We start from the raw sequence: 25,804 nt of genomic DNA, 5'->3' as shown, positions 1-25,804 counted from the left end.
TAAGCCCCCAACCTCGTACCGAAATATCAGGATAGACGTATTTTATGGGGTGGGAGGGCATCGGTGGAGTCAACCGGCATCCCGGGGCTTCTGCTCGACGCCGCCCCGGACGCGATCATCGTGAGCCGCTCGGACGGCACGATCACCATGGCCAACCGTCGTGCCCACGACATGTTCGGCTGGACCGACGACCTGGTCGGGCGATCCGTCGACGACCTGGTTCCGGAGGACGCCCGGGACCGGCATCCCCGGCACCGGGGGAGGTACCTGTCCGGCGAGCATCAGCCCCTGCGGCGCATGCCGCTGCGCGGTCTCCGGCGTGACGGCAGCGTCTTCCCGGTCGAGATCTCGCTGGCCGCGGTGGCCGCACCGGACGGGGAGACGTACGTGACCGCCGTGCTCCGCGACGACACCGTGCAGCGTGAGGCGGCCCGCACCCGCTCGCTGCTCGCCTCGATCGTGCAGTCGTCGCACGACGCCATCGTCACCACCGACCTGGACGGTCGGGTGCTCTCCTGGAACCCGGGCGCCGAGATCCTCTACGGCCATCCGGCGTCCGACATGATCGGCCGGTCGATCGACGGCATCATCCCGGAGGACCGCCGCAGCGACGAGGAGCAGGTCCGGCTGATGGTGCGCCTGGGTGGCCGGGTGGATCGCTACCGCAGTGTCCGCCGGACCGCCAAGGACGAGATCATCGCGGTGTCGACGCTGGTGTCCCCACTGGTCGACGAGCGCGGCACGATCGTCGGCACGACCAGCATCACCCGCGACATCAGCGACCGGGAACGGGCCGAGGCCCGGGTGCAGGCGATCCTCGACGCCGCCCCGGACGCGGTCCTCGGTGTCGCCGAGTCGGGCGAGGTGGTGCTGGTCAACGCCGAGGCCGAGCGGCTGTTCGGCCATCCCCGCTACGACCTGCTGCACATGCCGGTGGCGTTGCTGCTGCCGGACGGTCTGCCCGCCGCGTCGGTGGTGCTGCGCACCGGCGGCGACAGCACCCCGCTCGATTCGGAGCGTTCCGCCGAGGAGCCCGACCAGCGTTGGGCGACCCGCCGGGCGGCCCGCCGCGGTGGCATCGAGATCCCCGTCGACATCGCGTGCAGCGCCCTGCACACCGACAGCGGCGTGGTGATCGTCGCGGTGGTCCGGGACGTCTCCGACCGGCTGGCCGCCGAGGAGGAGCGTCGCCGGCTGCGCGAGGAGACCGACCGGCAGCGTCTCGAAGCCCGGATGCAGCAGGCACAGCGGCTGGAGAGCCTGGGTCAGTTGGCCGGCGGGATCGCCCACGACTTCAACAACCTGCTCGCGGTGATCCTGAACTACGCGTCGTTCATCGTCGAGGACGCCGCCGGCACCCCGCCCGCGGTCGACGCCGAGCAGATCGCCCGGGCCGCCCGCCGCGGCAGCGACCTCACCCACCAGTTGCTCGCCTTCGCCCGCCGGGAGGTGATCCGCCCGCGCCCGCTCAACCTGAACACCGTGGTCACCGAGGTGCATCAGATGCTGAAACGGTCACTGGGGGAGCACATCGCGCTGACCGTGCGGACCACCGCCGAGTTGCCGTCGGTGATGGCCGATCCCGGCCAGTTGGAGCAGGTGCTGGTCAATCTGGCCGTCAACGCCCGCGACGCGATGCCCACCGGCGGCCGCCTGACCATCGACACCGCCCTGGTCGACGTCGACTTCGAGCACGCCGCCGCCCGGGCCGGCCTGCCGCCCGGCCGGTACGTGCGGGCGCGGGTCTCGGACACCGGCACCGGCATGCCGAAGGAGGTGATCGACAAGGCGTTCGAGCCGTTCTTCACGACCAAGCCCAGCGGTCAGGGCACCGGGCTCGGCCTGGCCACCGTCTACGGCATCGTCACCCAGGCCGGCGGGACCGTGCAGATCCACTCCGAGCCGGGCATCGGCACCACGTTCACCATCCTGCTGCCGGCCACCGACGCCGAGGCCCTCCAGGAGAGCGCCGAGGAGTCGGCGGCCGGGCTGGCCGGGCACGGCGCCACCGTGCTGGTGGTCGAGGACGAGAGCGCGCTGCGCGAGGTGACCTGCCGGATCCTGCGGCGCGGCGGCTACACCGTGCTGGCCGCCGACGGCGGCGACGAGGCGCTGCGCCTGGCCGCGACGCACAGCGTCGACGTCCTGCTCACCGACGTGATCATGCCGAACATGCTGGGCCGCGACCTGGCCGACGCGGTCCGGTCCCGGTGGCCGGAGACCAGGGTTCTCTTCATGTCCGGGTACGCCCAGCCGGTGCTCACCACACACGGCACCCTCTCCGCCGACGTGCATCTGCTGGAGAAACCGTTCACCAGCACCGATCTGATGCGGGCCCTGCACGACGAGCTCCGTGCCCGCCCGTGACCCCGCCCCGGTCCGGTGCGCCCCGCGCCGTGGCTCAGCCGTTCAGGAACAGTCCGATGCACGCGCAGACGGCCAGCGTGGCGGCACCCACCAGCAGCGCGGCGGCGGCCACCGCCCCCGGATAGCGCTGCGGCGGGAGCCCGAGCGCGCCGCGCAGGAACGACAGCATCGGCGCCCGGTACTCCAACTCCACGGTGTGCCCCGGCAGCGCCACCACGGTGGTGTCGGCCGACCCGATCCGTGACGGGGCCAGGCACGGCACGTGGACGTGCACATGGTGCTCGCCGAGCGCCACCGACTGCACGACCCGCCCCCAGTACGCCGGCACGCCCTGCCCGTCGATCTCCAGCACCGGCACGTAGAGCCGGAGCAGGACGGCGAGCGGTGCGTGCCGAAGGGTGACCGCGATCGCCGAGCCGTCGTCACGGCGCGACGAGTCGACCGGCGGGAACCCCGGCGAGGAGGGCCGATACGGCGGCGCGACGATGGCCATGGCCAGCGCAGAATATGCCGGGCGGCGGTCACCGGAAAACCCCGTCGTGGTCCTGTGTGGATCGGGTGGTGGTGACTCCGTTCCGCTCCACAACCTTGCGCGAACGTCGTACCGTCTGGTACGGGATCGCGCAGGACCAGCACTTTCTCAGCGTTCGTTCAGCGGGCGTTGTTAGGTTTCACCAGGCACGTATTCGAAGCGGGAGAACATCGTGGTCTTCAAGAAGTTGCTCGGTGCCCTGGGAGTCGGTGGCCCGAGCGTCGACACTGTGCTGTCGAACCCGAGCACCTACCCGGGTGCTCCGCTGACCGGCAACGTCAACCTGGTCGGCGGCACGCAGGACGCTGACATCGAGCACATCACCCTCGGCCTGGTCACCCGGATGGAGGTGGAGGGCGGCGGCGACTACTCGGCGGTCGCCGACTTCCTGCGGGTTCCGGTCACCGGTCCGATGCGCCTGCACCCCGGCCAGCAGCTGGCCATCCCGTTCCGGATCGACATGCCGTGGGAGACCCCGATCACCACCGTCTACGGGCAGACGCTGCGCGGCATGGTGATGGGCGTGCGCACCGAGCTGGCCATCGCCCGGGCGATCGACAAGGGCGACCTGGACGCGGTGCACGTGCACCCGCTGCCGATCCAGCAGCGCATCCTCGACGCGTTCCAGCAGCTCGGATTCCGGTTCAAGTCGGCCGACCTGGAGTATGGGCAGATCTACGGCGTCCACCAGACGCTGCCGTTCTACCAGGAGATCGAGTATTTCCCGCCGCAGCAGTATGCGCACGCCATCAACGAGGTCGAGCTGACCTTCGTGACCAGCCCGCACCAGGTCGAGGTGGTGCTGGAGTTCGACAAGCGCGGCGGCCTGTTCACCCAGGGCCACGACACCTACGGTCGATACACGGTGTCGCACGCCGACGCCGACACCACCGACTGGCGTCAGGTCGTCGACGGCTGGGTCCGCCAGTCGGTCGACCGCCGCAAGTCGATGCCGGGCTTCGGCGCTCCGCAGCCGGGTTACGGTCACCACCCGCAGCCGGGTTACGGTCACCACCCGCAGCCGGGCTACGGCCACCCCCAGCCCGGTTACGGCCACGGGCCGGGTCACCACGGTCACTACCGGCAGGGCCACCACGGTCACTACCGGCGCGGCCACCACGGTTCGGGCATGGGCGGCATGGCCATGGGCATCGCCGGTGGTCTCGCCGCCGGCTACCTGGCCGGTGAGGCGATCGACGAGGTCGGCGACGCGTTCGAGGACTTCGGCGAGTAAAAAGCCAGGTCAAAGGGGCGGGAGCGGTTGCTCTCGCCCTTTTTCGCGACCCAATCTCTACTCACTCTATGGGAAATGCATGTGGCCTGGGTCACAAAATGGCTGACGTAGCGTGCGGGGCCATTTACGTTTCTCGCATGACCCGAAGCAAGCGCCTCATCAGGCGACGCTTCGTCGACTTCCTCCGGGTGTGTACCTGCGCCTGTTGAGTGGGACGGCGAAGTCCCGCCCCTCCAGGCCCCCGCTCTGAAACCGCCGGCACTCCGCCGGCGCGCTGAAACCTGCCTATGAAACCGGCGACCGACGCGGCCCGCCGGTCGATGACACGCGCCCTCCCTCCCTAAGGAGCCCCGATGACCACCCGCAGATCCGCTCTCGCCGCCGCCCTGGCCGGTGTCCTCGCCGTCTCCGGCCTCGCCGCCTGCGGTGGATCCGACGAGCCCGCCGCCGCCGGCGACCAGGTCAAGGAACTGCGCTACCAGGGCAACGTCGGTTCGGTGACGCTGCCCGAACTCGCCGCCGACCTCGGCTACCTCGGCGATCTCAAGCTCAACTGGATCGGCAACACGATCAGCGGCCCGCAGGACATTCAGGCCGCCACCACCGGCGACACCGACTTCGGCGGCGCCTTCAACGGCGCGATCGTCAAACTCGCCTCCTCCGGCGCCCCGATCACCGCGGTCATCGGCTACTACGGCGTCGACGACGTCACCTTCAACGGCTTCTACGTCCTCGACGACAGCCCGATCAAGTCGGCCCGCGACCTGATCGGCAAGAAGATCGGCGTCAACACCCTCGGCGCCCACTCCGAGGCGATCACCAAGACCTACCTGGCCGAGGCCGGTCTCACCGACGACGAGATCAAGCAGGTCGAGCTGATCGTGGTGCCGCCGGTCAACACCGAGCAGTCGCTGCGCGCCAAGCAGATCGACGTGGCCGCCCTCGGCGGCACGCTGCGCGACAAGGCCCTCGAGCGGGGCGGTCTGCACGCCCTCTACACCGACTACGACCTGCTGGGGAAGTTCACCGCGGGCAGCTACATCTTCCGCGACGACTTCCTCAAGAAGAACCCGGACACCGTGAGGACCTTCGTCTCCGGCGTCGGCAAGGCCATCGAATGGTCCCGCACCACCCCGCGCGAGCAGGTGATCAGCAAGCTCCAGGAGATCATCAAGAAGCGCGGCCGCGAGGAGGACGACAGCCAGACCACGTTCTGGAAGAGCTATGGCGTCAACGGCAAGGGCGGCGTCATCGAGGAGCGCGAGTTCACCACCTGGATCGAGTGGCTGGACCGGGCCGGTGAGCTGAAGAAGGACATCAAGGCCGGCGACATCTACAGCAACGACTACAACTCCTACGCCACCGGCGGTGCGGCGTGACCGCCAAGATCGCCTTCGAGAACGTCGGCAAGACGTTCAACGCCCGCGGCAAGACGGTCACCGCCCTTCAAGACATCAACCTGGCGGTACGCGACGGCGAGTTCCTGGTCATCGTCGGCCCCAGCGGCTGCGGCAAATCCACCCTGCTCGACCTGCTCGGCGGCCTCAGCGAGATCAGCAGCGGCCGGATCCTGGTCGACGGTAAGCCGGTCACCGGCCCCGGCCTCGACCGCGGCATCGTCTTCCAGCAGTACGCGCTCCTGCCGTGGCGCACCGCCCAGGGCAACGTCGAGTTCGGTCTCGAAGCCAAGGGCGTCGCCCGGCGGGAACGCGCCGAGAAGGCCCGCGAATACCTCGACCTGGTCGGGCTGGCCGGCTTCCACGACCGCTACCCGCACGAGTTGTCCGGCGGCATGAAACAGCGCGTCGCCATCGCCCGCAGCCTTGCCTTCGACCCCGACGTGCTGCTGATGGACGAGCCGTTCGCCGCCCTGGACGCACAGACCCGCGACGGTCTCCAGGACGAACTGCTGCGGATCTGGGAGAAGACCGGCAAGACCATCGTCTTCATCACCCACGGCATCGAGGAGGCGGTCTACCTCGGCCAGCGGGTCGCCGTCCTCACCTCCCGACCCGGACGGATCAAGGAGGTCGTCGAGGTGCCGATCGACGCCCGATCGGCCACCGAGGACCTGCGCTCCGACCCCGAGTTCACCAGGTACCGCCACGAGATCTGGACGCTGCTGCGCGACGAGGTCGACCGGGCCCGCAACGAGGAGTTGACGGTTGATGTCTAGCATCATCGGGACCCGCCCCACGATCGGCGAGCTCTCCGGTTACCCGCTCAGCCGGGCGATCCGGGCCACCGGCCGCGTCACCGGGGCGGTCCTCACCCGTACGATCGCGATCGGGATCCTGGCCCTGGTCTGGGAGATCCTGCCGCGCCTCGGCGTGGTCGACGCGACCTTCCTGCCGCCGCTGTCCGAGGTGCTCGTCGCCTGGTGGGACCTCCTCGTCTCCGGCCAACTGTGGAGCCACACCGAGGCCAGCCTGGTCCGGTCGGCCGCCGGATTCGGCCTGGCCATCCTCATCGCGGTGCCGCTCGGCCTGCTGATCGGCTGGTACAGCCCGGTCGCCAACCTGCTGAACCCGCTGCTCGAAGTGTTCCGCAACACCGCGGCCCTGGCCATCCTGCCGGTCTTCGTGCTGATCCTGGGACTCGGCGAGACCTCCAAGATCTCGATCATCCTGTACGGCTGCACCTGGCCGATCCTGCTGAACACGGTCAGCGGTGTCCGTACCGTCGACCCGCTCTTGATCAAGTCGGCCCGATCGTTGGGCCTGGGACCGATCCGGCTCTTCCAGAAGGTCGTCCTCCCGGCGGCCGTGCCGACGATCTTCACCGGCATCCGGCTGGCCGGCGCCGCCTCGATCCTGATCCTGATCGCCGCCGAGATGGTCGGCGCCAAGGCCGGGCTGGGCTACCTCATCAACTACGCCCAGTACAACTTCGCGGTCCCCGACATGTACGCCGGGATCATCACCATCTCCGCCATCGGCCTGCTGGTCAACCAGCTCCTCATCGTCACCGAGCGCCGGTTCTCCACCTGGCGTACCAACTAGTCCGTTTTTGGAAGGGACCGAGAATGAGCATCGACATCACGCGCATCGGTGGCCGTATCGGAGCCGAGATCTCCGGCATCGACCTGAAGCAGCCGATCGAGCCCGGCGACGCCGGCGCCGTCCACGACGCCCTGGTCGAGCACAAGGTACTGGTCTTCCGCGGCCAGCACCTCGACGACGAACAGCACCAGCGGTTCGCCTCGATCTTCGGTGAGCTGACCCTCGCCCACCCGACCGTCCCGTCGGTCGACGGCCAGGCCAACGTCCTCGAAGTAGCCGGTGGTGAGGGCGCCCGCGCCAATGCCTGGCACACCGATGTCACGTTCGTGGTCGCCCCGCCCAAGGCCACCACCCTGCGCAGCCTCGTCATCCCGCCGTACGGCGGCGACACCCTGTTCTCCAACACCGCGGCCGCCTACGCCGACCTGCCCGAACACCTGCGCCTGCTGGCCGACCGGCTGTGGGCCGAGCATTCCAACGAGTACGACTACGCCGAACACCCGCAGTTCCGCTCGGCCGAGGTCGACGAATACCAGAAGGTCTTCGTCTCCACCCGCTACCGCACCGCCCACCCGGTCGTGCGGGTCAACCCCGACTCGGGGGTGCCGAACCTGTTCATCGGCAACTTCGTCACCGGGATCATCGGCCTCTCCAAGACCGAGGGCCGCGACATCCTGCGCCTGCTGCAGCACTACGTGACCCGCCCGGAGAACACCCTGCGCCACAAGTGGCAGGTCGGCGACATCGTCGTCTGGGACAACCGGTCCACCCAGCACTACGCCGCCGACGACTACGGCGATCTGGCCCGCAAGCTGCACCGCGTCACCGTCGCCGGGGACGTCCCGGTCGGTGTCGACGGCGAGAAGTCGCGGATCCTCGAAGGCGACGAGGCCACCCACTACACCCCGCGGGTGCAGTGACATGACCCGCCCGGGACAGTTGCACCTCAACGCCTTCCTGATGAGCGTCGGCCACCACGAGGCCTCCTGGCGGCTGCCGGAGAGCGACCCGTACGCCGACCAGAGCGTCGAGCACTTCCAGAACCTCGCCCGGATCGCCGAGCGCGGCAAACTCGACTCGCTCTTCCTGGCCGACGGGCCGGTCCTCTGGGACCAGGTCGGCCGCCGACCGTCCGGCGTCCTCGAACCGACCCTGCTGCTCACCGCCCTGGCCGGGGCGACACGGCACATCGGCCTGATCGCCACCGCGTCCACCACCTACAACGAGCCGTACAACCTGGCCCGCCGGTTCGGCTCGCTCGACATCATCAGCGGCGGCCGGGCCGGCTGGAACATCGTCACCACCGCCGGGCTCGACGCGGCCCGCAACTTCAACCTCGACGAGCTGCCCGCCCACCGGGAGCGCTACGAACGGGCCGCCGAGTTCGTCGACGTGTCGCTCAAACTCTGGGACTCCTGGGACGACGACGTGATCGTCGCCGACAAGGAGACCGGCGTGTGGGGCGACGACACCAAGATCTACCCGCCGGCGCACCGGGGGCACTACTACTCGGTCGCCGGAGCGCTCAACGTACCGCGCTCCGCGCAAGGGCACCCGGTGCTGGTCCAGGCCGGATCGTCGGAGAACGGCCGCAACTTCGCCGCTCGCTATGCCGAGGCCGTCTTCACCGCACACCAGACGCTCGCCGACGCGCAGGAGTTCTACGACGACCTGAAACGCCGCACGGCCGAACACGGCCGCGACCCCGACCACATCAAGATCCTGCCTGGCATCGTCCCGATCATCGGCCGCACCCGGGCCGAAGCCGACGCGCTCGAAGCCGAACTGGAACGCCTGATCCGCCCCGAGTACGCCCTCACGCAGCTCGCCGGACTGATCGGCGTCGACCCGTCGGAACTGTCGCTGGACCAGCCGCTGCCGGCGAACCTGCCCGAGGAGGAACAGATCGAAGGCGCCAAGAGCCGGCGCACCCTGGTCGTCAACCTCGGCCGCCGGGAGAACCTCACGGTCCGCGAACTGATCGGCCGACTCGGCGGCGGGCGAGGCCACCTCACCTTCACCGGCACCGCGGTGCAGGTCGCCGACAAGATCGAGCACTGGTACACCAACGGCGCCGCCGACGGCTTCAACATCATGGCCCCGGTGCTGCCGTCCGGACTCGAAGCCTTCGTCGACCAGGTGGTGCCGATCCTGCAGGAACGCGGCCGCTTCCGCACCGAATACACCGGCCGCACCCTGCGCGAACACTACGGCCTGCCCCGCCCGGCGAACCGCAACACCGCCGTCACCGCGGACGCGCTCACCGGATAACAGCAGCGCGCCCGCCCTTTGGACCCGGCGGCGGACGGCCTTTCCCGGCCCGCCCGCTGCCGGCCTTCCTCGGCCTGCCCGCTGCCGGCTTTCTCCAGCCCGGCCGCCGATGGTCTTGTCCGGTTCGGCCGCCGCTGGCTTTCTCCGGTCCGGCCGCTGCCGGTGTTGTCCGGTCCGGCCGCTGCTGGCCCTCTCCGGTCCGGCCGCTGCCGGTCTTGTCCGGTCCGGCTGCTCACGGTCTTCGCTCCCGCTCGGCACCGCTCGGGGGAACGCCGTGGGTGGAGCAGCCGCGACAGGTCCACGGGACGGACCGAATGTGGGTAGTGCGGTACCGGGACGGTGCTTTCCGGGCGCGGTGGAACGTACGACATGAGGGGTCTTGATCTTTTGAAACGCGCCGCCACGGCCGCGCTGGGTGGCCTCTGCCTCGCCACCGCCGCGTATTCGGTCCTGCAGTCGCTGGTCGTGCCCGCACTCGGCGTGTTCCAGCGCGAACTCGGCACCACCCCGTCCGGCGCCGCCTGGCTGCTGACGGCCTTCCTGCTCAGCGCCTCGATCTCCACACCGGTGCTCGGCCGGCTCGCCGACGCCTACGGCAAACGCCGCATCCTCCTCGTAGCCCTGACCGCCATGAGTATCGGCGCCCTCACCTCCGCTCTCGCCGCCGACCTGCCCGTCATGGTCGCCGGCCGCGTCATCCAGGGCCTCGGTGGCGCCGTCTTCCCGCTCTGTTTCGCCCTGGTCAGAGACCACCTCCCATCCGAATCCCGCCCGCGCGCCTTCGTCGTGATCTCGACCGTGATGAGCGTCGGGGGTGCCGCCGGAACCATCACCGCCGGCCCGATCCTCACCCTGCTCTCCTCACGTTGGCTGTTTCTGATCCCCGCACTGATCTCCGCGCTCGCGATGATCCCGGTCGCCCTCCTACTGCCGCGGGCAAGACCGACAACCGCGCCAACCAAGATCGATTGGTACGGTGCCGCCCTTCTCTCCACCTGGCTCGGCCTCCTGCTGTTCGCCATCAGCCGCTTCCCGGAACCGGGCTGGCCGTGGCCCCTCACCGCCACCGCCGTCGTCGCCCCCCTCTGGTGGCGCGGTCAGCGCCGCACCGCTCCCACTCCGCCGAACCGGCGAAGCCCGCTGATCGACGTGCGCACCCTGGCCCTGCCGACCGTCCGGGCCACCAACGCGGCAACCCTCCTGCTCGGCTTCGGCATGTTCGGCTCATGGATGGTGATCCCGCTGCTGATCGTCGACCGGTTCGCCGCCGGCCCCACCGTCGTCGGACTGGCCATGCTCCCCACCGCGGTCGGCAACCTCCTGGTCATGCCGGTCCACCGCCGACTCACCGCCCGTCAGGGGCCGCGCGCCGCCCTCGCCGCCGGGATCGCCGCGGCCGGCCTGTCCTACCTGGCACTCGCCGTCTGGCATGACACCCTCCCGCAGGTCCTCCTCGGCATCCTGGCCATGGGCGCCGGCATCGGACTGGCCTTCAGCGCGGTCGGCGCCCTCGTCGTCGAGGCCGTCCCCGCCGAACAGACCGGCGTCTCCGCAGCCGTCAACACCGTCATGCGCACCGTCGGCGGCAGTCTCGGCACCGCCGTCGGCGGCTCGGTGCTCACCTGGTCGGCGGGTGAGTCGTCCTACGTGACGGTCCTCCTGCTCTACGCCGCCGCCTTGGCCGGCGCGCTGATCTGCGCGATCCAGGTGCCCCGCCCCACCCTGACCGCGCCCGCCGGCGCCGTCGAATCGCCGGCCTGACCCCGCCCGCCGCGCTTCGTCAACCGGGTCGGTCGGGCTCGGCCCAGCCGGTGACCGCATCAGGGGAAACTGTTGCTCGATAACCGGGTCGGTCGGGCTCGGCCCAGCCGGTGACCGCATCAGGGGAAACCGTTGCTCGATCGTGAACGCCTCCGCGGTCGTCGTGGTGTGGACGATCTCCGAGATGGTGAACTCGCCGCTCAGCGATCTGCCGCGGAACGCCTCCCAGCACTCCGGGCCACGACTCGACGTGCGCGGATGCACGATCGTCGCGTGCGGCGGGAAGTCGACGGTCAGACCGGGCGCGGGTCCCAGGAGCCGATGGCGGAGGTGCGCCCACGCGCCGTCGACGTCCTCAACGGCCACGAACACACCGCCGCGTCCCTCATCGAGGGTGATGATCGCCCCCAACCGCAGCCGGAACGGCATCGTCTCCGCGATCAGCTCCCCGACCTGCCGATGCTCCAGGACCCGTTCCGTCGCCTGTCCCTCGCCACGGGACTCCCACCGCGGTGCCGAGGCGGCCGGTCGCCGGATCAGAGCCTCCTCGGGGTAGATCAGCGTCACGTGCGCGGGGACCACCGCCGCCATGACCGGATCCCACGTGCGTCGCAGGCTCTCCAAGAGCGCGGCCGTCGGCCCGGTCAACAGGATCGTCAGGTGGCGTCTCATCCGAGGTCCCCGTGCATGAGCCGGTCGATCAGAGCTCGGCCGGAGCGGACTGGCGACGAGCCTCGGTGACGTCGGCCATCAGCTCGTCCCAGCGCGGATCGGGACGGAACCGGGCCAGGGGGACCGTGGTGGCTGCCCGAGCTGAGGTGTACTCCCACCAGGCGGCGACCCGGACCGGCCACAGACCGACCCGCATGGCGCCCGCGATGAAGCAGCGGTGGGCCAGGATCGTGGCGGCGAGCATCTCCGGGTCGAGCTCCACGGCCGGGTCGTCGATCGCCTTGCCGAGCGCGCGCACGTCCCGGTGCATCTCCGAATACGCGATCATGCCGGGCATCGCCGGCACCAGCAGCTCGTCCTCGGGGTCGACCAGATCGTCGGCGTAGACGGGAGCGAAGACGACGTCCTCGACGGTGAAGATGAGTGGCAGGGACTCGCGCTTGCGCTTGATGTCCACCTGCACCGCTGGGGCGCCGGTCGGCACCATCACCTCATACGCATCCAGGACGTCCCGGAACAGGATGCGGGCCGTGTCGTCGATCGCCGGCACCCGCACGGTGACGATGCCCGGAACCGCGGAGACCTCAGTACCCGGTATCTCGGCGATCAGGTCGGCGAGCTCGTCAGTGCGCATGCGTTCGTTATATGCCTTCCATGCACGTAGCACCGCCCCGCGATCCACAGCCGCTCCGCGTGGTGACGAATTGCCCGGCTTTGTCGGCCAGAATGGCGCTGACCTGAGCCTATTAGCTCGACCGGATGATGTGACGCCCGTCGCCGCCCCCCCGATTTGGTGTCGCGCAGGGGGACGAGTAATGTTTACCGAGCCGCCAGGGAGACGGGCGAGCGAGCGGGACCTGAAGTTGGGGCCCGGCCGGCCGTCCTGACGGAAACCCTTACAAGATCGCACGATCTAGTGTCGTGTGTGTTTTTGGGGTGCCTGTGCAGTTTCTGTGGTTGTTGAATTCGGTTGCGAAACGCGGATTTGACACGGCGGAAACGGCGGGTAAAGTAGAGCGAGTGCCCCGGAGGGCGGGCCGCGAAAGCGGTTCGGTTTAAGGTGTGCGGTTGTTCTTTGAGAACTCAACAGGGTGCTTGATAAGCCAGTGCCAATTATGGCAATACCCCGGCTTGTCGTTTAGGCGATAAGTGGGAGATTCCTTTGGCAACATTTTTGTTGCCGGGATGAGTTTTTCAACAGATTTTGTTGGAGAGTTTGATCCTGGCTCAGGACGAACGCTGGCGGCGTGCTTAACACATGCAAGTCGAGCGGAAAGGCCCTTCGGGGTACTCGAGCGGCGAACGGGTGAGTAACACGTGAGTAACCTGCCCTGGACTTTGGGATAACCCTCGGAAACGGGGGCTAATACCGAATACGACACTCTACCGCATGGTGTGGGTGTGGAAAGTTTTTTCGGTCTGGGATGGACTCGCGGCCTATCAGCTTGTTGGTGGGGTAATGGCCTACCAAGGCGACGACGGGTAGCCGGCCTGAGAGGGCGACCGGCCACACTGGGACTGAGACACGGCCCAGACTCCTACGGGAGGCAGCAGTGGGGAATATTGCACAATGGGCGGAAGCCTGATGCAGCGACGCCGCGTGAGGGATGACGGCCTTCGGGTTGTAAACCTCTTTCAGCAGGGACGAAGCGCAAGTGACGGTACCTGCAGAAGAAGCGCCGGCCAACTACGTGCCAGCAGCCGCGGTAAGACGTAGGGCGCGAGCGTTGTCCGGATTTATTGGGCGTAAAGAGCTCGTAGGCGGCTTGTCGCGTCGAATGTGAAATCTCAGGGCTCAACTCTGACATTGCATTCGATACGGGCAGGCTAGAGTTCGGTAGGGGAGACTGGAATTCCTGGTGTAGCGGTGAAATGCGCAGATATCAGGAGGAACACCGGTGGCGAAGGCGGGTCTCTGGGCCGATACTGACGCTGAGGAGCGAAAGCGTGGGGAGCGAACAGGATTAGATACCCTGGTAGTCCACGCTGTAAACGTTGGGCGCTAGGTGTGGGGACCCTCTCCGGGTTTCTGCGCCGCAGCTAACGCATTAAGCGCCCCGCCTGGGGAGTACGGCCGCAAGGCTAAAACTCAAAGGAATTGACGGGGGCCCGCACAAGCGGCGGAGCATGCGGATTAATTCGATGCAACGCGAAGAACCTTACCTGGGTTTGACATGCACGGAAATCTCACAGAGATGTGGGGTCCTTCGGGGTCGTGCACAGGTGGTGCATGGCTGTCGTCAGCTCGTGTCGTGAGATGTTGGGTTAAGTCCCGCAACGAGCGCAACCCTCGTTCGATGTTGCCAGCGCGTCATGGCGGGGACTCATCGAAGACTGCCGGGGTCAACTCGGAGGAAGGTGGGGATGACGTCAAGTCATCATGCCCCTTATGTCCAGGGCTTCACGCATGCTACAATGGCCGGTACAAAGGGCTGCGAGACCGTGAGGTTGAGCGAATCCCAAAAAGCCGGTCTCAGTTCGGATCGGGGTCTGCAACTCGACCCCGTGAAGTCGGAGTCGCTAGTAATCGCAGATCAGCAACGCTGCGGTGAATACGTTCCCGGGCCTTGTACACACCGCCCGTCACGTCACGAAAGTCGGCAACACCCGAAGCCGGTGGCCTAACCCGTAAGGGAGGGAGCCGTCGAAGGTGGGGCTGGCGATTGGGACGAAGTCGTAACAAGGTAGCCGTACCGGAAGGTGCGGCTGGATCACCTCCTTTCTAAGGAGCAACTCTTACCGAAAGGTAAGCAGTAGCCCGCGGTCGACGAATGCTCGACCGGGGTGCTCACAGGCGGAGACACTGGCCAGTTTTAGCCGGCAACGGCCACATGGAGCTAGTACACGGGTTTCGGCCCGGCGGAACGTCCGGTGGTGCGGCTGGTGAGAGCGAAAAACAAGCATCCTGTTGGGTATCTGAAGGAACAACCGCCCCGGCTGAGGCCGGCGGACCAGGCGAGAGTCTGGGGTTGTTTTTCAATGCCAGGCACGGCCTGGACCTTGATATCGGCCACTGGGTGGTGCTGATTTTGGTCTGTGTGGGTTGTGGGTTGGTCGTTGGTTGAGAATTGCACAGTGGACGCGAGCATCTTGTTTTCTGTGGTTAAGTTGTCAAGGGCGAACGGTGGATGCCTTGGCACCAGGAGCCGATGAAGGACGTGGGAGGCCGCGATAGGCCTGGGGGAGCTGCCAACCTAGCTGTGATCCCAGGGTGTCCGAATGGGGAAACCTGGCACGAGTCATGTCGTGTCATCCATGCCTGAATTCATAGGGCATGTGAGGGGAACGCGGGGAAGTGAAACATCTCAGTACCCGTAGGAAGAGAAAACAACCGTGATTCCGTGAGTAGTGGCGAGCGAAAGCGGATGTAGCCTAAACCTTTTGCGTGTGATACCTGTCAGGGGTTGCGCATGGGGGGTTGTGGGACCCACTTGAAGGATCTGACAGTTCTTCGAAGAGTTACAAAGCTTAGTGTTAGTTGAACGGTGTGGGAAAGCCGGCCGTAGAGGGTGAGAGCCCCGTAAGCGAAAATGCTAAGCCTCTTTGTGGTGTTCCCGAGTAGCAGCGGACTCCTAGAATCTGCTGTGAATCTGCCAGGACCACCTGGTAAGGCTGAATACTTCCTGGTGACCGATAGCGGACTAGTACCGTGAGGGAATGGTGAAAAGTACCCCGGGAGGGGAGTGAAATAGTACCTGAAACCGTTCGCCTACAATCCGTCAGAGCCTTTAGGGGTGATGGCGTGCCTTTTGAAGAATGAGCCTGCGAGTTAGTGGCATGTGGCGAGGTTAACCCGTGTGGGGAAGCCGTAGCGAAAGCGAGTCTGAATAGGGCGTTTTCAGTCGCATGCTCTAGACCCGAAGCGGGGTGATCTAGCCATGGGCAGGTTGAAGCGTGGGTAAGACTGCGTGGAGGACCGAACCCACCAACGTTGAAAAGTTGGGGGATGACCTGTGGTTAGGGGTGAAAGGCCAATCAAACTCCGTGATAGCTGGTTCTCCCCGAAATGCATTTAGGTGCAGCGTCGCGTGTTTCTTGCCGGAGGTAGAGCACTGGATGGTCTAGGGGGCCCACAAGCTTACTGAAATCAGCCAAACTCCGAATGCCGGTAAGTGAGAGCGCGGCAGTGAGACTGCGGGGGATAAGCTTCGTAGTCGAGAGGGAAACAGCCCAGATCGCCAGCTAAGGCCCCTAAGCGTGTGCTAAGTGGAAAAGGATGTGGGATCGCATGGACAACCAGGAGGTTGGCTTAGAAGCAGCCACCCTTTAAAGAGTGCGTAATAGCTCACTGGTCAAGTGGTTCCGCGCCGACAATGTAGCGGGGCTCAAGCACACCGCCGAAGCTGTGGCATTCACACATTAACTCCGCGACGCCCTTGAGGTTGTCGTGCAGGTGTGTGGATGGGTAGGGGAGCGTCGTATGGCGGGTGAAGCGGCGGAGTGATCCAGCCGTGGACGCCATACGAGTGAGAATGCAGGCATGAGTAGCGAATGAAGGGTGAGAACCCCTTCCGCCGGATGACCAAGGGTTCCAGGGCCAGGCTAATCCGCCCTGGGTGAGTCGGGGCCTAAGGCGAGGCCGAGAGGCGTAGTCGATGGATAACGGGTTGATATTCCCGTACCCGCAAAGAAGCGCCCAAGACGAACCCATCTGTACTAACTACTTGATCAATTCAATGGCTTCGGCCGGCGATGCGGGAGACTAGGACCTTGGGTGGTAGTAGTTTAGCGATGGGGTGACGCAGGAAGGTAGATGATCCCGGCCGGTGGTTGTGCCGGGGTAAGCGTGTAGGCCGTACCGTAGGCAAATCCGCGGTGCATGTAGGCTGAGACGTGATGCCGAGCCGTTCTGGTGAAGTCATTGATCCTATGCTGCCGAGAAAAGCCTCTAGCGATGTTTCGAGCGGCCCGTACCCGAAACCGACACAGGTGGTCAGGTAGAGAATACCGAGGCGACGGGTGAACTGTGGTTAAGGAACTCGGCAAATTGCCCCCGTAACTTAGGGAGAAGGGGGGCCGGACGCGTGAAGCCCCTTGCGGGTGGAGCGTGGTATGGCCGCAGAGAGCAGGGGGAAGCGACTGTTTACTAAAAACACAGGTCCATGCCAAGTCGTAAGACGATGTATATGGACTGACGCCTGCCCGGTGCTGGAACGTTAAGGGGACCTGTTAGCTCTTCGGGGCGAAGCGGAGAACTTAAGCGCCAGTAAACGGCGGTGGTAACTATAACCATCCTAAGGTAGCGAAATTCCTTGTCGGGTAAGTTCCGACCTGCACGAATGGCGTAACGACTTCCCCACTGTCTCAACCACAGGCCCGGCGAAATTGCAGTACGAGTAAAGATGCTCGTTACGCGCGGCAGGACGGAAAGACCCCGGGACCTTTACTATAGCTTGACATTGGTATCCGAATTTAATTGTGTAGGATAGGTGGGAGCCGGTGAAGCTCGGACGCCAGTTCGGGTGGAGGCATTGTTGAAATACCACTCTGTTGGGTTTGGGTATCTAACTTGCGGCCCTGATCGGGTCGAGGGACAGTGTCTGGTGGGTAGTTTAACTGGGGCGGTTGCCTCCTAAAGGGTAACGGAGGCGCCCAAAGGTTCCCTCAGCCTGGTTGGCAATCAGGTGTTGAGTGTAAGTGCACAAGGGAGCTTGACTGTGAGACTGACGGGTCGAGCAGGGACGAAAGTCGGGACTAGTGATCCGGCACTTGCGTGTGGAAGCGGTGTCGCTCAACGGATAAAAGGTACCCCGGGGATAACAGGCTGATCTTCCCCAAGAGTCCATATCGACGGGATGGTTTGGCACCTCGATGTCGGCTCGTCGCATCCTGGGGCTGTAGCAGGTCCCAAGGGTTGGGCTGTTCGCCCATTAAAGCGGTACGCGAGCTGGGTTTAGAACGTCGTGAGACAGTTCGGTCCCTATCCGCCGTGCGCGTTGGATACTTGAGAAGGGCTGTCCCTAGTACGAGAGGACCGGGACGGACGAACCTCTGGTGTGCCAGTTGTTCCGCCAGGAGCATGGCTGGTTGGCTACGTTCGGAAGGGATAACCGCTGAAAGCATCTAAGCGGGAAGCTCGCTTCGAGATGAGGTATCCCACCACCTTGAGTGGGTAAGGCTCCCAATAGACTATTGGGTTGATAGGCCGGAGATGTAAGCACGGTAACGTGTTGAGTTGACCGGTACTAATAGGCCGAGGGCTTAACCACCCTATACATTGCGCTTGCGTCCACTGTGTGATTCACAGCAAACGAACGACCACCCTGAGGCTTGAGAGAGTCTGAAGGTTGCTGGTTGTACGTGAAGCTGATGGCTGTTTCGGTGGTCATAGCGGAGGGGAAACGCCCGGTTACATTCCGAACCCGGTAGCTAAGCCCTCCAGCGCCGATGGTACTGCACTCGGGAGGGTGTGGGAGAGTAGGACGCCGCCGGACTCATCGTATGGAAAGGCCCACCCGGAAACGGGTGGGCCTTTCTGTGTTTTCCGGGGTGTTTATCGGGCTTGCCGGGGCACGGGACGGGCTGACGGCCGGCGGTCGCGGCGCAGCCGGGGGCTGGGATCTTGCGGCTGGGGAGCGGTGGCCGTGCCACCGAAATAGGTTGTCCTTCTTGACAGGGATGGCTCCGGTTAGGCATAGAAGTGGGTAACGCGGGGCCGACCGGTGCAGGACCAGTGCGAGGGAGGGACGATGCGGATCAGCGACATTCTGCGGGTCAAGGGCGGGCAGGTGGTCACTGTCCGACCCGAAGCGAGTATCGAGAGGCTGCTTGCTGTTCTGGCGGAACACGGGATCGGGGCGGCCGTCGTGTCGCGGGACGGTTCGGTGGTGGACGGGATCGTCAGTGAGCGGGACGTGGTACGGGCCCTCGCGGCTCGTGGGGCGGGAGTGCTGACGGAACCGGTGAGTGCGATCGCGACCGCCCAGGTGCGGACGGTCACTCCGGAGGCGCAGCTGGAGGACGTCGAGCGGTTGATGACCGAGCGGCGGTTCCGGCACGTGCCGGTCGTGGTGGACGGTGTGCTGCGCGGGGTGGTCAGCATCGGTGACGTGGTGAAGAACCGGATCGGGGAGCTCGAGGACGAGCGGAGTTCTCTGGCCGACTACATCACCGGCGAACGGGTCTGAACACACAGGTGCCGCCGCCCTTCCGAAAAGGGCGGCGGCACCTGTCCGGGTCAGCGGTGGAGTAACGCGGCCAGGCGGCTGCGGCTCCGGGCCTTCCGGCGCCGGCTCACCAGCACCGCGGTCGCCGCCGCGGCGGCCAGCAGCAGCGTCGTCGCGGTCACCGTCTTCTTGGGATTTCGGCGTACGGACTCGGTCACCCGCTGGCGCGCCTGCTCGGACGTGCCGTTGATCTCGACGGGGACCTCACTGATCGTGGTCTGGTTCGTGGTCATCGTTCACCTCTCCAGGGGAGAATCGCAGGGCCTGGCGGCCTGTATGCCCGTTGTGTCACGGGATCCAACCCTGCGTCATGGTTCATTCACGCTCCAGAGCCGACGTTAATCCGACACCGCGGCGGGCGTTGTCGCCGATCCGACAGGATTAATCCCGTCGGTCTCGTCCGGCTTTCCCTCGGAGGAGAGCGCGGCGGTCGGCTTCTTGTGAGCGGATGTCCTGGTCGAGGGCGCGGCGGTCGGCTTTCTGCGGCCGGCGGCCGCCCTGTTCCCGGCAGCAACCGAAGCGGAAGGAACGGCGGCCGGAGCGGCGGGCGCGGGCGGTGCGGAAGGAGCGGCGGCCGGAGCGGCGGGCGCGGGCGGTGGCGGTGGTGCTGCGGTTGGCGCGGGAGGCGCGGCGGCTGGGGTGGCGGACGCCGTGGCCGAAGCGGAAGGCGCGGTGGGTGCGACAGCCGCGGCTGAGCGAGTAGAGGCCGGCGCTCCATAGATCACCGGGATGGCGACGGTCTTGGTCCGGGCGTGATGGTCGGCCATCGGATCGTCCTGGGTGTCCTCGACGTCCACGTAGGAATACGAGGTCACGGCCGGTGGTGCGACGTCGTCGGCGTCGGACACCAGGCGGTCGCGGATCGGTGTGGGCGATATGCCGGGTCGGGTACGGGTACGCGGGACCAGCGCCCCGGCGCTCTTGGGCACGTTGACCAGCACCGGGCTGACGTTGCCGGACAGCACCTCGGAGAGCTCGGCGAGCGCGCGCCGGACCGTGTCACGGCGCGTGCGGGCGAAGTCGGCGACGAAAAGCACATGATCGCTGAGAGCGGCCAGGGCGATCGGATCGGCGGCGCTGAGGACCGCTGGCGAGTCGAGGACGATCACGTCGGCGTGTTTGCGCACGGCTCGCAGCACCCGGCCCAGCTCACCGCTGTCCAGCAGGTCGGCGTGCTCGTCGCCGCGCGGCCCGGCGGGAATGAGACGCAGGCGCGGCACCGGCGTCCGCTCCAGCACCTCGGAGACCGTGGCGTCGCCGTCGAGCAGTGTGGTCAACCCGTGGTCGACGGTCGTCTGAAAGGTGTGGTGCAGCCGTGGATTGCGCAGGTCGGCGTCGATCAGCACGACACCGCGGCCGGATCGGGCGAGGGCGACGGCGAGGTTCGCCGCGGTGGTGGTGCGGCCCTGCCGGTCACCGGGGCCGGTCACCAGGATCGTGGTGGTGCCGGTCGGGCGCAGCGATGATTGCAGGCGGGTCCGCAGGTAGCGGTACGACTCGGCGGCGGGGGAGGTGGGCTCGCGCAGCACGATCGGCGAGCCGTCGGAGCGTCGGTGGCGGGGCACGGTGACCAGCACCGGCCGGCCGACGAGCGCGGCGAAATCGTCCCGGTCGCGGATGGTGCCGCGGGTGCGGGCCCGCAGGAACGCGGTGCCGACGCCGAGCAGCAGGCCGGTGAGGACCCCGGCGGCCAGATCGGGCACGAGCGGCCGGGCGGTCGGCGCGGTCGGCAGGAACGGCTCGCTGAGCACCGACGATCCGGGACGGTAGGCGACATACGACTCGACGAGCGCACGAGCCCGGACCCGGGCGCTGAAACCGTCGTCGGCGGTGTAGACGAACCGCAACACATCCGGCCCGGCGGTCTCGACGCTCAGGCCGGTCAACAGCCGGGCGGCGTCGATGCCGAGCCCGGCGGCCGCGGGTAACGCGACCGCGTCGGACCGGATGATCTGCCGCTCGGTGACCAGGTCCGGCCGGGCGTCGACCAGGACTGTCGCCTCGGTCTCGTAACGGACCGGCGCCGACCGGTGCAGGCCCCAGGCGGCGGCGCCGGCGGCCACCGTCACCACCAGCACCCAGGGGCCGTAGCGGTGCAGTATGCGCGCGGCCCGCCCATAGGTCGTCATCGCTGGTGGTCCTCCCCGTTTCCTGACTCTCAGGCCGGGAATTCTCCCACCGGGGTACGACAGTCCGCGTCGATCTTTCCGGCGATTCTCAGCGGACCACGGTCAGCCCGGCGCGGCGTGGTGAGCGGAGCCGCCGGAGGGTGTTGACGGCGAGTGGCACCAGGAACAGCATGACCAGGTCCCGGCCGAACGGTACGGGCGGCGGGAGGCCCTCGGAGCCGGTGTCGATGACGGCCCAGATCACCGTACCGGCGGCCGCGGTCAGGAACGCGATGCCGGCCAGCCGGAGCAGGGCCGCGCCGGGCCGCCGGAACCGGTCGCCGTGCCCGCGCCAGTAGCCGGGCAGCAGGCGGTCCAGCAGAACCGCGAAGAGCAGCGACGGCAGCACCGCCCACACCGCGATGGTGAGCGACAGGAACAGGCCGGCGCCCTGGAAGGTGGCACCGACCGCGGCGGCGGTGGCCAGCATGATCACGTCGAAGCGCCGTAGCCCGTGACCGGCCTGGGCGGTCAGCCAGATCGCGCCGACCACGAGCGGGGCCGCCGGGAAGACCGGGATCGACGGGGTGATCAGGAATCCGGCCAGGAACACCGCCACGAACACGGCGGAGCGCAGGACGTAGCGAGGGTTGCTCACGGCGGCGAACTTCGGCAGGCCACGGACGGGGTTGAGGGTTTCGGCAAGAGCGCGGCAAAGTCCCGTTCCGTCCGGGGCGGCCGGACGTTCGGCGGTTGCTTCCGCTTTCTTGCGGTTCGCGTCATCCGGGGTACCCGGGCGGCAGCGGTCGCATTCACTAAACGCCCCGATCGTACGCATCATGACGCGCATCGATCGCCGTTACTTCGTGCTCGGCGGTGCCGCCGCCGCTGGATCGCTCGTCCTGGCCACCTCCGCCTCGGCCGCGCCACTGAATCCGTTCAAGCTCGGGGTCGCCTCGGGTGACCCGTACCCGACGAGGGTCGTTCTCTGGACGCGGTTGGCGTTCCAGCCGCTCAATGGCGACGGGCACGGTGGCATGCCGCGCAAGCCCGTCGCGGTGCAGTGGCAGGTGGCCACGACCCCGAGATTCAGCAGGATCGTCGCCTCGGGGACGGTCGATGCCCGCTGGGCCGACGCCCATGCGGTTCACGTCATCGCGCGAGGACTCCAGCCGGGCGCCGTCTACTACTACCGCTTCCGGGCGTACGGCCAGATCTCGCCGATCGGACGGACGCGGACCGCGCCGGCACCCGGAACGTTCGGCCCGGACCTGCGGGTCGCGGTGGCGTCGTGCGCCAACTACGAGAACGGGTTCTACACGGCGTACCGGCGGATCGCCGAGGAGAACCCGGGGCTGGTGCTGTTCCTGGGCGACTACATCTACGAGGAGAGCGGCGCGCCGGGGCGGGTCCGGTCGCACGCCGGTGGCGAGACGATCACGCTGGCCGACTACCGGCGGCGGTACGCGCAGTACCGTACCGATCCGGACCTGCGAGCCGCGCACGCCGCCGCGCCCTGGCTGGTGGTACCGGACGACCATGAGGTGGAGAACAACTACGCCGATCTGGTACGCGCGAACACCCGCCCGGCGTTGACCGGGGCACAGTGGCGGGCCCGCCGGGCGGCCGCGTACCGGGCCTACTACGAGAACATGCCGTTGCGTTCCGGCACCTTCCACCGCCGGATCGGCTGGGGGCGGCTGGCCACCTTCCACATGCTCGACACCAGGCGGTTCCGCGACGACCAGCCGTGCGGTGACTATTGGAAGGTGTGCGCGGCCGCGGAGGCCCCGAACCGTACCCTCACCGGGGCGGCCCAGGAGAAGTGGCTGCTCGACGGCCTGGCCCGGCATGACGGGACCTGGGATGTGCTCGGCCAGCAGGTGTTCTTCGCCAGGTACGCCGACGAGGCGGGTGCGGCCAACATGGACGCCTGGGACGGGTACGCGGGTGCCCGGAACCGGCTGCAGCGCGGCTGGCTGCAGCGCGGGGTCCGCAACCCGCTGGTGCTGACCGGTGACGTGCACGCGGCGCTGGCCAACGACCTGAAACTCGACTACCGCGATCCCGGTACGGCCACCATCGGCACCGAGCTGATCTGCACGTCGGTCACCTCGAACGGGGACGGTACCGCGCGGCGGGACATCCCGTGGCCCGGGGTGAACCCGCACATCAAGCACTACTCGGAGCGGCGCGGGTACACGATGGTCACGATCGGCCGGGACCGGATCCGAGCCGATTTCCGGGTGCTGCCGAGGGTCAGCCGACCCGGTGCCGCGGTGTCCACGAACGCGTCGTTCGTGGTCGAGGCCGGGCGTCCCGGTCTGCAGCGGGTGTGACGGTCAGCGGGCGGCGCTGGTCAGGAACCGCAGGAGGGGGCGCAGTTCCGTCGGCACGCACGGCTCGGCCACGGTGCCGCGCCAGTGCCGCCCGCCGTATTCGACGGCCAGCTGGTAACGGGTCAGGTCGGCGTGGGAGGCGGCGCCGATCTCCGCACCCACCCGGGTCAGGTCGATCTGTTCGACCAGCCGGGCCAGCTGGGCGGCCTGATCGTGGGGGAGGGTGGCGGAGTCCAGCACGACGCGCAGCGACCGTTCCCGGAATCCGCCCGATCGACGCAGCTCGGCTCGTACGCGAGGGGTCACCCTTCCGACGGTGTCATCCGGCCGCCGGGAACGCTGTCAGATCAAGGGCAGTTCTGGACTTCGAGATATCCTACTGAACCCATAGAGTTATCGCGCACAGTGAAGATCGTGATTTCCCTGAAGATCGCGGCCGCCCTGCTGGCGACCGCTGTGGCCGCCCCGCAGAACCCGTCACCGCGCCGGCCGGCGGTGCCGGTACCCATGGCGACAGCGCCTCGTCGAAGACGTTCACCGGTGCCGGCCCGGCCGGGAGCGGCACCCGGGCGACCCGGTACAACCTGCTCGCGGCCTGCCCCACCCTGCTCTTCGGAAGCGACAAGGCCCTGCTCGCGCTCTGCACCGAGTACCTCGGCCAGGCCCCGGTGCTCAAACTCATCGACAGGTCCGGCAGCGGCACCCTCGCCTCGCTACCGATCACCAAGGGCTCGCTGCTCGGCGGCGTCTACGCCTACCTCGACCAGCAGAACCAGGTGGTGATCGTCGACGGCAACCGGGACCTGCTCCGCATCGCGCACACGTCGAACTCGCTGACCGTCACCTCGCGCCTCTCGCTGGCGAGCGCGATCGCCGCCGACGACGCCGTGGTCGGGGTGATCCCCGCCTACGACGGACGGGTCTGGTTCGTCACCGCGGCCGGCACGGTCGGCGCCGTGGACACGGCCACCGGCGCCGTCGCCACCTACGAACTGCCCGCCGGGGAGAAGGTCGCCAACAGCGTCTCCACGGTCCCCGGCCGGTTCGCGGTCACCAGCGATCACGCCCTCTACCTCTTCGACACCACGGCCACGACACCGGCGCTGCGCTGGCGGTACGCCTACGACCGCGGCGCCGCCCGCAAACCCGGGCAGCTCAGCTGGGGCAGCGGGGCCACCCCGGTGTTCTTCGGCCCGTCGACCGGCCACGAGTACGTGGCGATCACCGACAACGCCGACCCGCACACCAACCTGATCGTGCTGCCCACCGACGGGCCGGCCACCCCGGTCTGCGTGCGGCCGCTCTTCACCGACCTGGCCGCCAGCGGCACCGAGAACGCACCGGTCGCCTACGGCCGCAGCGTCTTCATCACCAACACGTACGGCTACGACTACCCGAAACTGCCCGACGACGCGGGCACGAGTGTCCCCGCCGACGCCGACTTCACCGGCGGTGTCACCCGCATCGACGTCGACGCGACCGGAACCGGCTGCTCGGTGACCTGGAAGACGACCACCAGGAGTGCCGCCCTGCCGCGGCTGTCGCTCACCGACGGCAAGCTCTACACGGTCGTCCAGGAGGGGCTGCTCAACACGTTCTCGTTGGCCGCGATCGACTCCGGTACCGGGGTGGTCAGCGATCGGACCACCCTCGGGTTCGGGCTGGTCGACCCGCTGCAGACGGCCGGTACGGTCATCGACCGCACCTACTACCAGGGCACCGTCACCGGGCTCGTCCGGATCGAGGCGACCAGCTGAGCCGTGGGGCCGCCGGGTCGGTGTTGTCGATCACGGCGGTGGCCCGGTTCCGTGGATCACACGCCGCGAAGTAGATCCGTTGCGCCTGCACGTAGCGGCGCATGCCCGGATGGTCCGGATCGGGTGGGGTGCCGTCGCGGACCGCCATCCGCCGGGCCGTCTCGGTGAACGGCACCTCCAGGAACAGCGACAGGTCCCACTGGTCGTGCAACTCGTCGCGGTGCAGGAACAGGCCGTCCACGATCAGCACCGTGCCGGTCGGGGCCTGCCGGGGCTCCGGGTTCACGACCCGGTCGGTGTCCAGGTCGTGCCCGGCCGGGCGGTAGCGGCGGTCGCCGCCCGGGGCGAACGGGTCCAGGACGAACTCGCGGAACCTGTCGTAGTCGTAGGAGCCCAGCCAGAACCCCTCCGGTGAGTCCCGGCCACGGCGGTAGCGGACCGCCCGCACGTGGTGGAAGTCGTCGATCGACACCTGGACCACCTGACGACCGCGGTCACGCACCACGTCGGCCAGTTCGGCGGCCAGCACGGTCTTGCCCGAGCCGTCCGGGCCGTCGACTCCCACCCGTACGACATCGGGGGTGACGGCCTTTGC

Annotated in this window: 18 protein-coding genes, 3 rRNA genes and 1 pseudogene; 14 read left to right on the top strand and 8 right to left on the bottom strand. The window is 67.4% G+C overall.

The features are described from left to right. Positions 1-63: 63 nt before the first annotated feature. Positions 64-2,367 (top strand): PAS domain S-box protein, encoded by a 2,304-nt coding sequence (locus tag Q0Z83_RS29320; RefSeq protein WP_317786451.1) that lies wholly within the window; start codon positions 64-66, stop codon positions 2,365-2,367. Between the two features lie 34 nt (positions 2,368-2,401). Here Q0Z83_RS29320 and Q0Z83_RS29315 read toward each other — a convergent pair whose 3' ends face one another. Then, positions 2,402-2,860 carry a hypothetical protein gene (locus tag Q0Z83_RS29315; protein ID WP_317786450.1) on the bottom strand — a complete coding sequence of 153 codons (459 nt, stop codon included), beginning with the start codon at positions 2,858-2,860 and terminating at the stop codon, positions 2,402-2,404. A 211-nt stretch (positions 2,861-3,071) separates the two neighbouring features. Here Q0Z83_RS29315 and Q0Z83_RS29310 point away from each other — a divergent pair, with 211 nt between their 5' ends. The 7 genes from Q0Z83_RS29310 to Q0Z83_RS29280 all read left to right on the top strand — a co-directional run bounded on the left by Q0Z83_RS29310 (position 3,072) and on the right by Q0Z83_RS29280 (position 11,167). Beyond that, on the top strand, positions 3,072-4,133 hold the full coding sequence (locus Q0Z83_RS29310; RefSeq protein ID WP_317786449.1) for a sporulation protein: 1,062 nt from the start codon (positions 3,072-3,074) through the stop codon (positions 4,131-4,133). 353 nt (positions 4,134-4,486) lie between these two features. Continuing rightward, positions 4,487-5,512: an ABC transporter substrate-binding protein gene (locus tag Q0Z83_RS29305; RefSeq protein ID WP_317786448.1), complete on the top strand. Its 1,026-nt coding sequence runs from the start codon at positions 4,487-4,489 to the stop codon at positions 5,510-5,512. Then, complete coding sequence (locus tag Q0Z83_RS29300) at positions 5,509-6,309, top strand: ABC transporter ATP-binding protein (protein ID WP_317786447.1); 801 nt, start codon at positions 5,509-5,511, stop codon at positions 6,307-6,309. The genes Q0Z83_RS29305 and Q0Z83_RS29300 overlap by 4 nt, the downstream gene beginning before the upstream one ends. Continuing rightward, a complete protein-coding gene (locus Q0Z83_RS29295) occupies positions 6,302-7,135 on the top strand; it encodes an ABC transporter permease (protein WP_317786446.1) in 834 nt (277 codons plus the stop codon). The genes Q0Z83_RS29300 and Q0Z83_RS29295 overlap by 8 nt, the downstream gene beginning before the upstream one ends. 23 nt (positions 7,136-7,158) lie before the next feature. Next, positions 7,159-8,055 (top strand): TauD/TfdA dioxygenase family protein, encoded by an 897-nt coding sequence (locus Q0Z83_RS29290; protein ID WP_317786445.1) that lies wholly within the window; start codon positions 7,159-7,161, stop codon positions 8,053-8,055. A gap of 1 nt (position 8,056) precedes the next feature. Continuing rightward, on the top strand, positions 8,057-9,406 hold the full coding sequence (locus Q0Z83_RS29285; protein ID WP_317786444.1) for an LLM class flavin-dependent oxidoreductase: 1,350 nt from the start codon (positions 8,057-8,059) through the stop codon (positions 9,404-9,406). A 369-nt stretch (positions 9,407-9,775) separates the two neighbouring features. Continuing rightward, positions 9,776-11,167: an MFS transporter gene (locus Q0Z83_RS29280; protein WP_317786443.1), complete on the top strand. Its 1,392-nt coding sequence runs from the start codon at positions 9,776-9,778 to the stop codon at positions 11,165-11,167. Between the two features lie 183 nt (positions 11,168-11,350). Here Q0Z83_RS29280 and Q0Z83_RS55935 read toward each other — a convergent pair. Beyond that, positions 11,351-11,839 (bottom strand): annotated as a pseudogene (locus tag Q0Z83_RS55935) (2'-5' RNA ligase family protein); the annotation flags it as partial. 28 nt (positions 11,840-11,867) lie between these two features. Then, positions 11,868-12,473 carry a hypothetical protein gene (locus tag Q0Z83_RS29275; protein WP_317786442.1) on the bottom strand — a complete coding sequence of 202 codons (606 nt, stop codon included), beginning with the start codon at positions 12,471-12,473 and terminating at the stop codon, positions 11,868-11,870. A gap of 570 nt (positions 12,474-13,043) precedes the next feature. On the opposite strand from Q0Z83_RS29275, the gene Q0Z83_RS29270 reads away from it, so the two are divergent. The 4 genes from Q0Z83_RS29270 to Q0Z83_RS29255 all read left to right on the top strand — a co-directional run bounded on the left by Q0Z83_RS29270 (position 13,044) and on the right by Q0Z83_RS29255 (position 18,966). Further along, positions 13,044-14,561 (top strand): 16S ribosomal RNA (locus Q0Z83_RS29270). Positions 14,562-14,940: 379 nt separating this feature from the next. Continuing rightward, positions 14,941-18,048 (top strand): 23S ribosomal RNA (locus tag Q0Z83_RS29265). Between the two features lie 108 nt (positions 18,049-18,156). Continuing rightward, positions 18,157-18,273: ribosomal RNA gene (gene rrf / locus Q0Z83_RS29260) — 5S ribosomal RNA — on the top strand. Together the 16S, 23S and 5S rRNA genes form the textbook arrangement of a ribosomal RNA operon. Positions 18,274-18,528: 255 nt before the next feature. Beyond that, positions 18,529-18,966, top strand: coding sequence for a CBS domain-containing protein (locus Q0Z83_RS29255; protein ID WP_317786441.1), 438 nt, complete (start codon positions 18,529-18,531; stop codon positions 18,964-18,966). 50 nt (positions 18,967-19,016) lie between these two features. Here the strand turns inward: Q0Z83_RS29255 and Q0Z83_RS29250 are convergent, their stop codons facing one another. From Q0Z83_RS29250 to Q0Z83_RS29240, 3 genes are all read right to left on the bottom strand, one after another. Further along, positions 19,017-19,238 (bottom strand): hypothetical protein, encoded by a 222-nt coding sequence (locus Q0Z83_RS29250; RefSeq protein WP_317786440.1) that lies wholly within the window; start codon positions 19,236-19,238, stop codon positions 19,017-19,019. Between the two features lie 105 nt (positions 19,239-19,343). Further along, entirely contained in the window at positions 19,344-21,134 is a 1,791-nt protein-coding gene (locus tag Q0Z83_RS29245) for a polysaccharide biosynthesis tyrosine autokinase (RefSeq protein WP_317786439.1), read from the bottom strand. An 88-nt stretch (positions 21,135-21,222) separates the two neighbouring features. Continuing rightward, positions 21,223-21,771 (bottom strand): hypothetical protein, encoded by a 549-nt coding sequence (locus Q0Z83_RS29240; RefSeq protein ID WP_317786438.1) that lies wholly within the window; start codon positions 21,769-21,771, stop codon positions 21,223-21,225. Positions 21,772-21,952: 181 nt separating this feature from the next. Between Q0Z83_RS29240 and Q0Z83_RS29235 the strand changes: the two genes are divergently transcribed. After that, positions 21,953-23,452 carry an alkaline phosphatase D family protein gene (locus Q0Z83_RS29235; protein WP_317786437.1) on the top strand — a complete coding sequence of 500 codons (1,500 nt, stop codon included), beginning with the start codon at positions 21,953-21,955 and terminating at the stop codon, positions 23,450-23,452. A gap of 3 nt (positions 23,453-23,455) precedes the next feature. On the opposite strand, the gene Q0Z83_RS29230 is transcribed toward Q0Z83_RS29235, so the two are convergent. After that, entirely contained in the window at positions 23,456-23,758 is a 303-nt protein-coding gene (locus tag Q0Z83_RS29230) for a protealysin inhibitor emfourin (protein ID WP_317786436.1), read from the bottom strand. A 362-nt stretch (positions 23,759-24,120) separates the two neighbouring features. Between Q0Z83_RS29230 and Q0Z83_RS29225 the strand changes: the two genes are divergently transcribed. Then, positions 24,121-25,209 (top strand): NHL repeat-containing protein, encoded by a 1,089-nt coding sequence (locus Q0Z83_RS29225; RefSeq protein ID WP_317786435.1) that lies wholly within the window; start codon positions 24,121-24,123, stop codon positions 25,207-25,209. Here Q0Z83_RS29225 and Q0Z83_RS29220 read toward each other — a convergent pair. Continuing rightward, entirely contained in the window at positions 25,175-25,774 is a 600-nt protein-coding gene (locus Q0Z83_RS29220; protein WP_317786434.1) for a nucleoside/nucleotide kinase family protein, read from the bottom strand. The two genes, Q0Z83_RS29225 and Q0Z83_RS29220, sit on opposite strands and share 35 nt — an antisense overlap. Positions 25,775-25,804: the final 30 nt, after the last annotated feature.

Source organism: Actinoplanes sichuanensis (assembly GCF_033097365.1).
In the GTDB taxonomy this organism is placed as follows: Bacteria; Actinomycetota; Actinomycetes; order Mycobacteriales; family Micromonosporaceae; genus Actinoplanes; species Actinoplanes sichuanensis.
The sequence above is the reverse complement of the archived record's forward strand: the minus strand, read 5'-3'. Positions and strand labels throughout refer to the sequence as shown.

Bases quoted from the DNA above. Each gene is read 5' to 3' on its own strand.
- Q0Z83_RS29255 (WP_317786441.1), top strand. From the start codon at position 18,529: ATGCGGATCAGCGACATTCTGCGGGTCAAGGGCGGGCAGGTGGTCACT.
- Q0Z83_RS29305 (WP_317786448.1), top strand. From the start codon at position 4,487: ATGACCACCCGCAGATCCGCTCTCGCCGCCGCCCTGGCCGGTGTCCTC.
- Q0Z83_RS29290 (WP_317786445.1), top strand. From the start codon at position 7,159: ATGAGCATCGACATCACGCGCATCGGTGGCCGTATCGGAGCCGAGATC.
- Q0Z83_RS29285 (WP_317786444.1), top strand. From the start codon at position 8,057: ATGACCCGCCCGGGACAGTTGCACCTCAACGCCTTCCTGATGAGCGTC.
- Q0Z83_RS29315 (WP_317786450.1), bottom strand. From the start codon at position 2,860: ATGGCCATCGTCGCGCCGCCGTATCGGCCCTCCTCGCCGGGGTTCCCG.
- Q0Z83_RS29275 (WP_317786442.1), bottom strand. From the start codon at position 12,473: ATGCGCACTGACGAGCTCGCCGACCTGATCGCCGAGATACCGGGTACT.
- Q0Z83_RS29245 (WP_317786439.1), bottom strand. From the start codon at position 21,134: ATGACGACCTATGGGCGGGCCGCGCGCATACTGCACCGCTACGGCCCC.
- Q0Z83_RS29280 (WP_317786443.1), top strand. From the start codon at position 9,776: ATGAGGGGTCTTGATCTTTTGAAACGCGCCGCCACGGCCGCGCTGGGT.
- Q0Z83_RS29250 (WP_317786440.1), bottom strand. From the start codon at position 19,238: ATGACCACGAACCAGACCACGATCAGTGAGGTCCCCGTCGAGATCAAC.
- Q0Z83_RS29235 (WP_317786437.1), top strand. From the start codon at position 21,953: ATGACGCGCATCGATCGCCGTTACTTCGTGCTCGGCGGTGCCGCCGCC.
- Q0Z83_RS29295 (WP_317786446.1), top strand. From the start codon at position 6,302: ATGTCTAGCATCATCGGGACCCGCCCCACGATCGGCGAGCTCTCCGGT.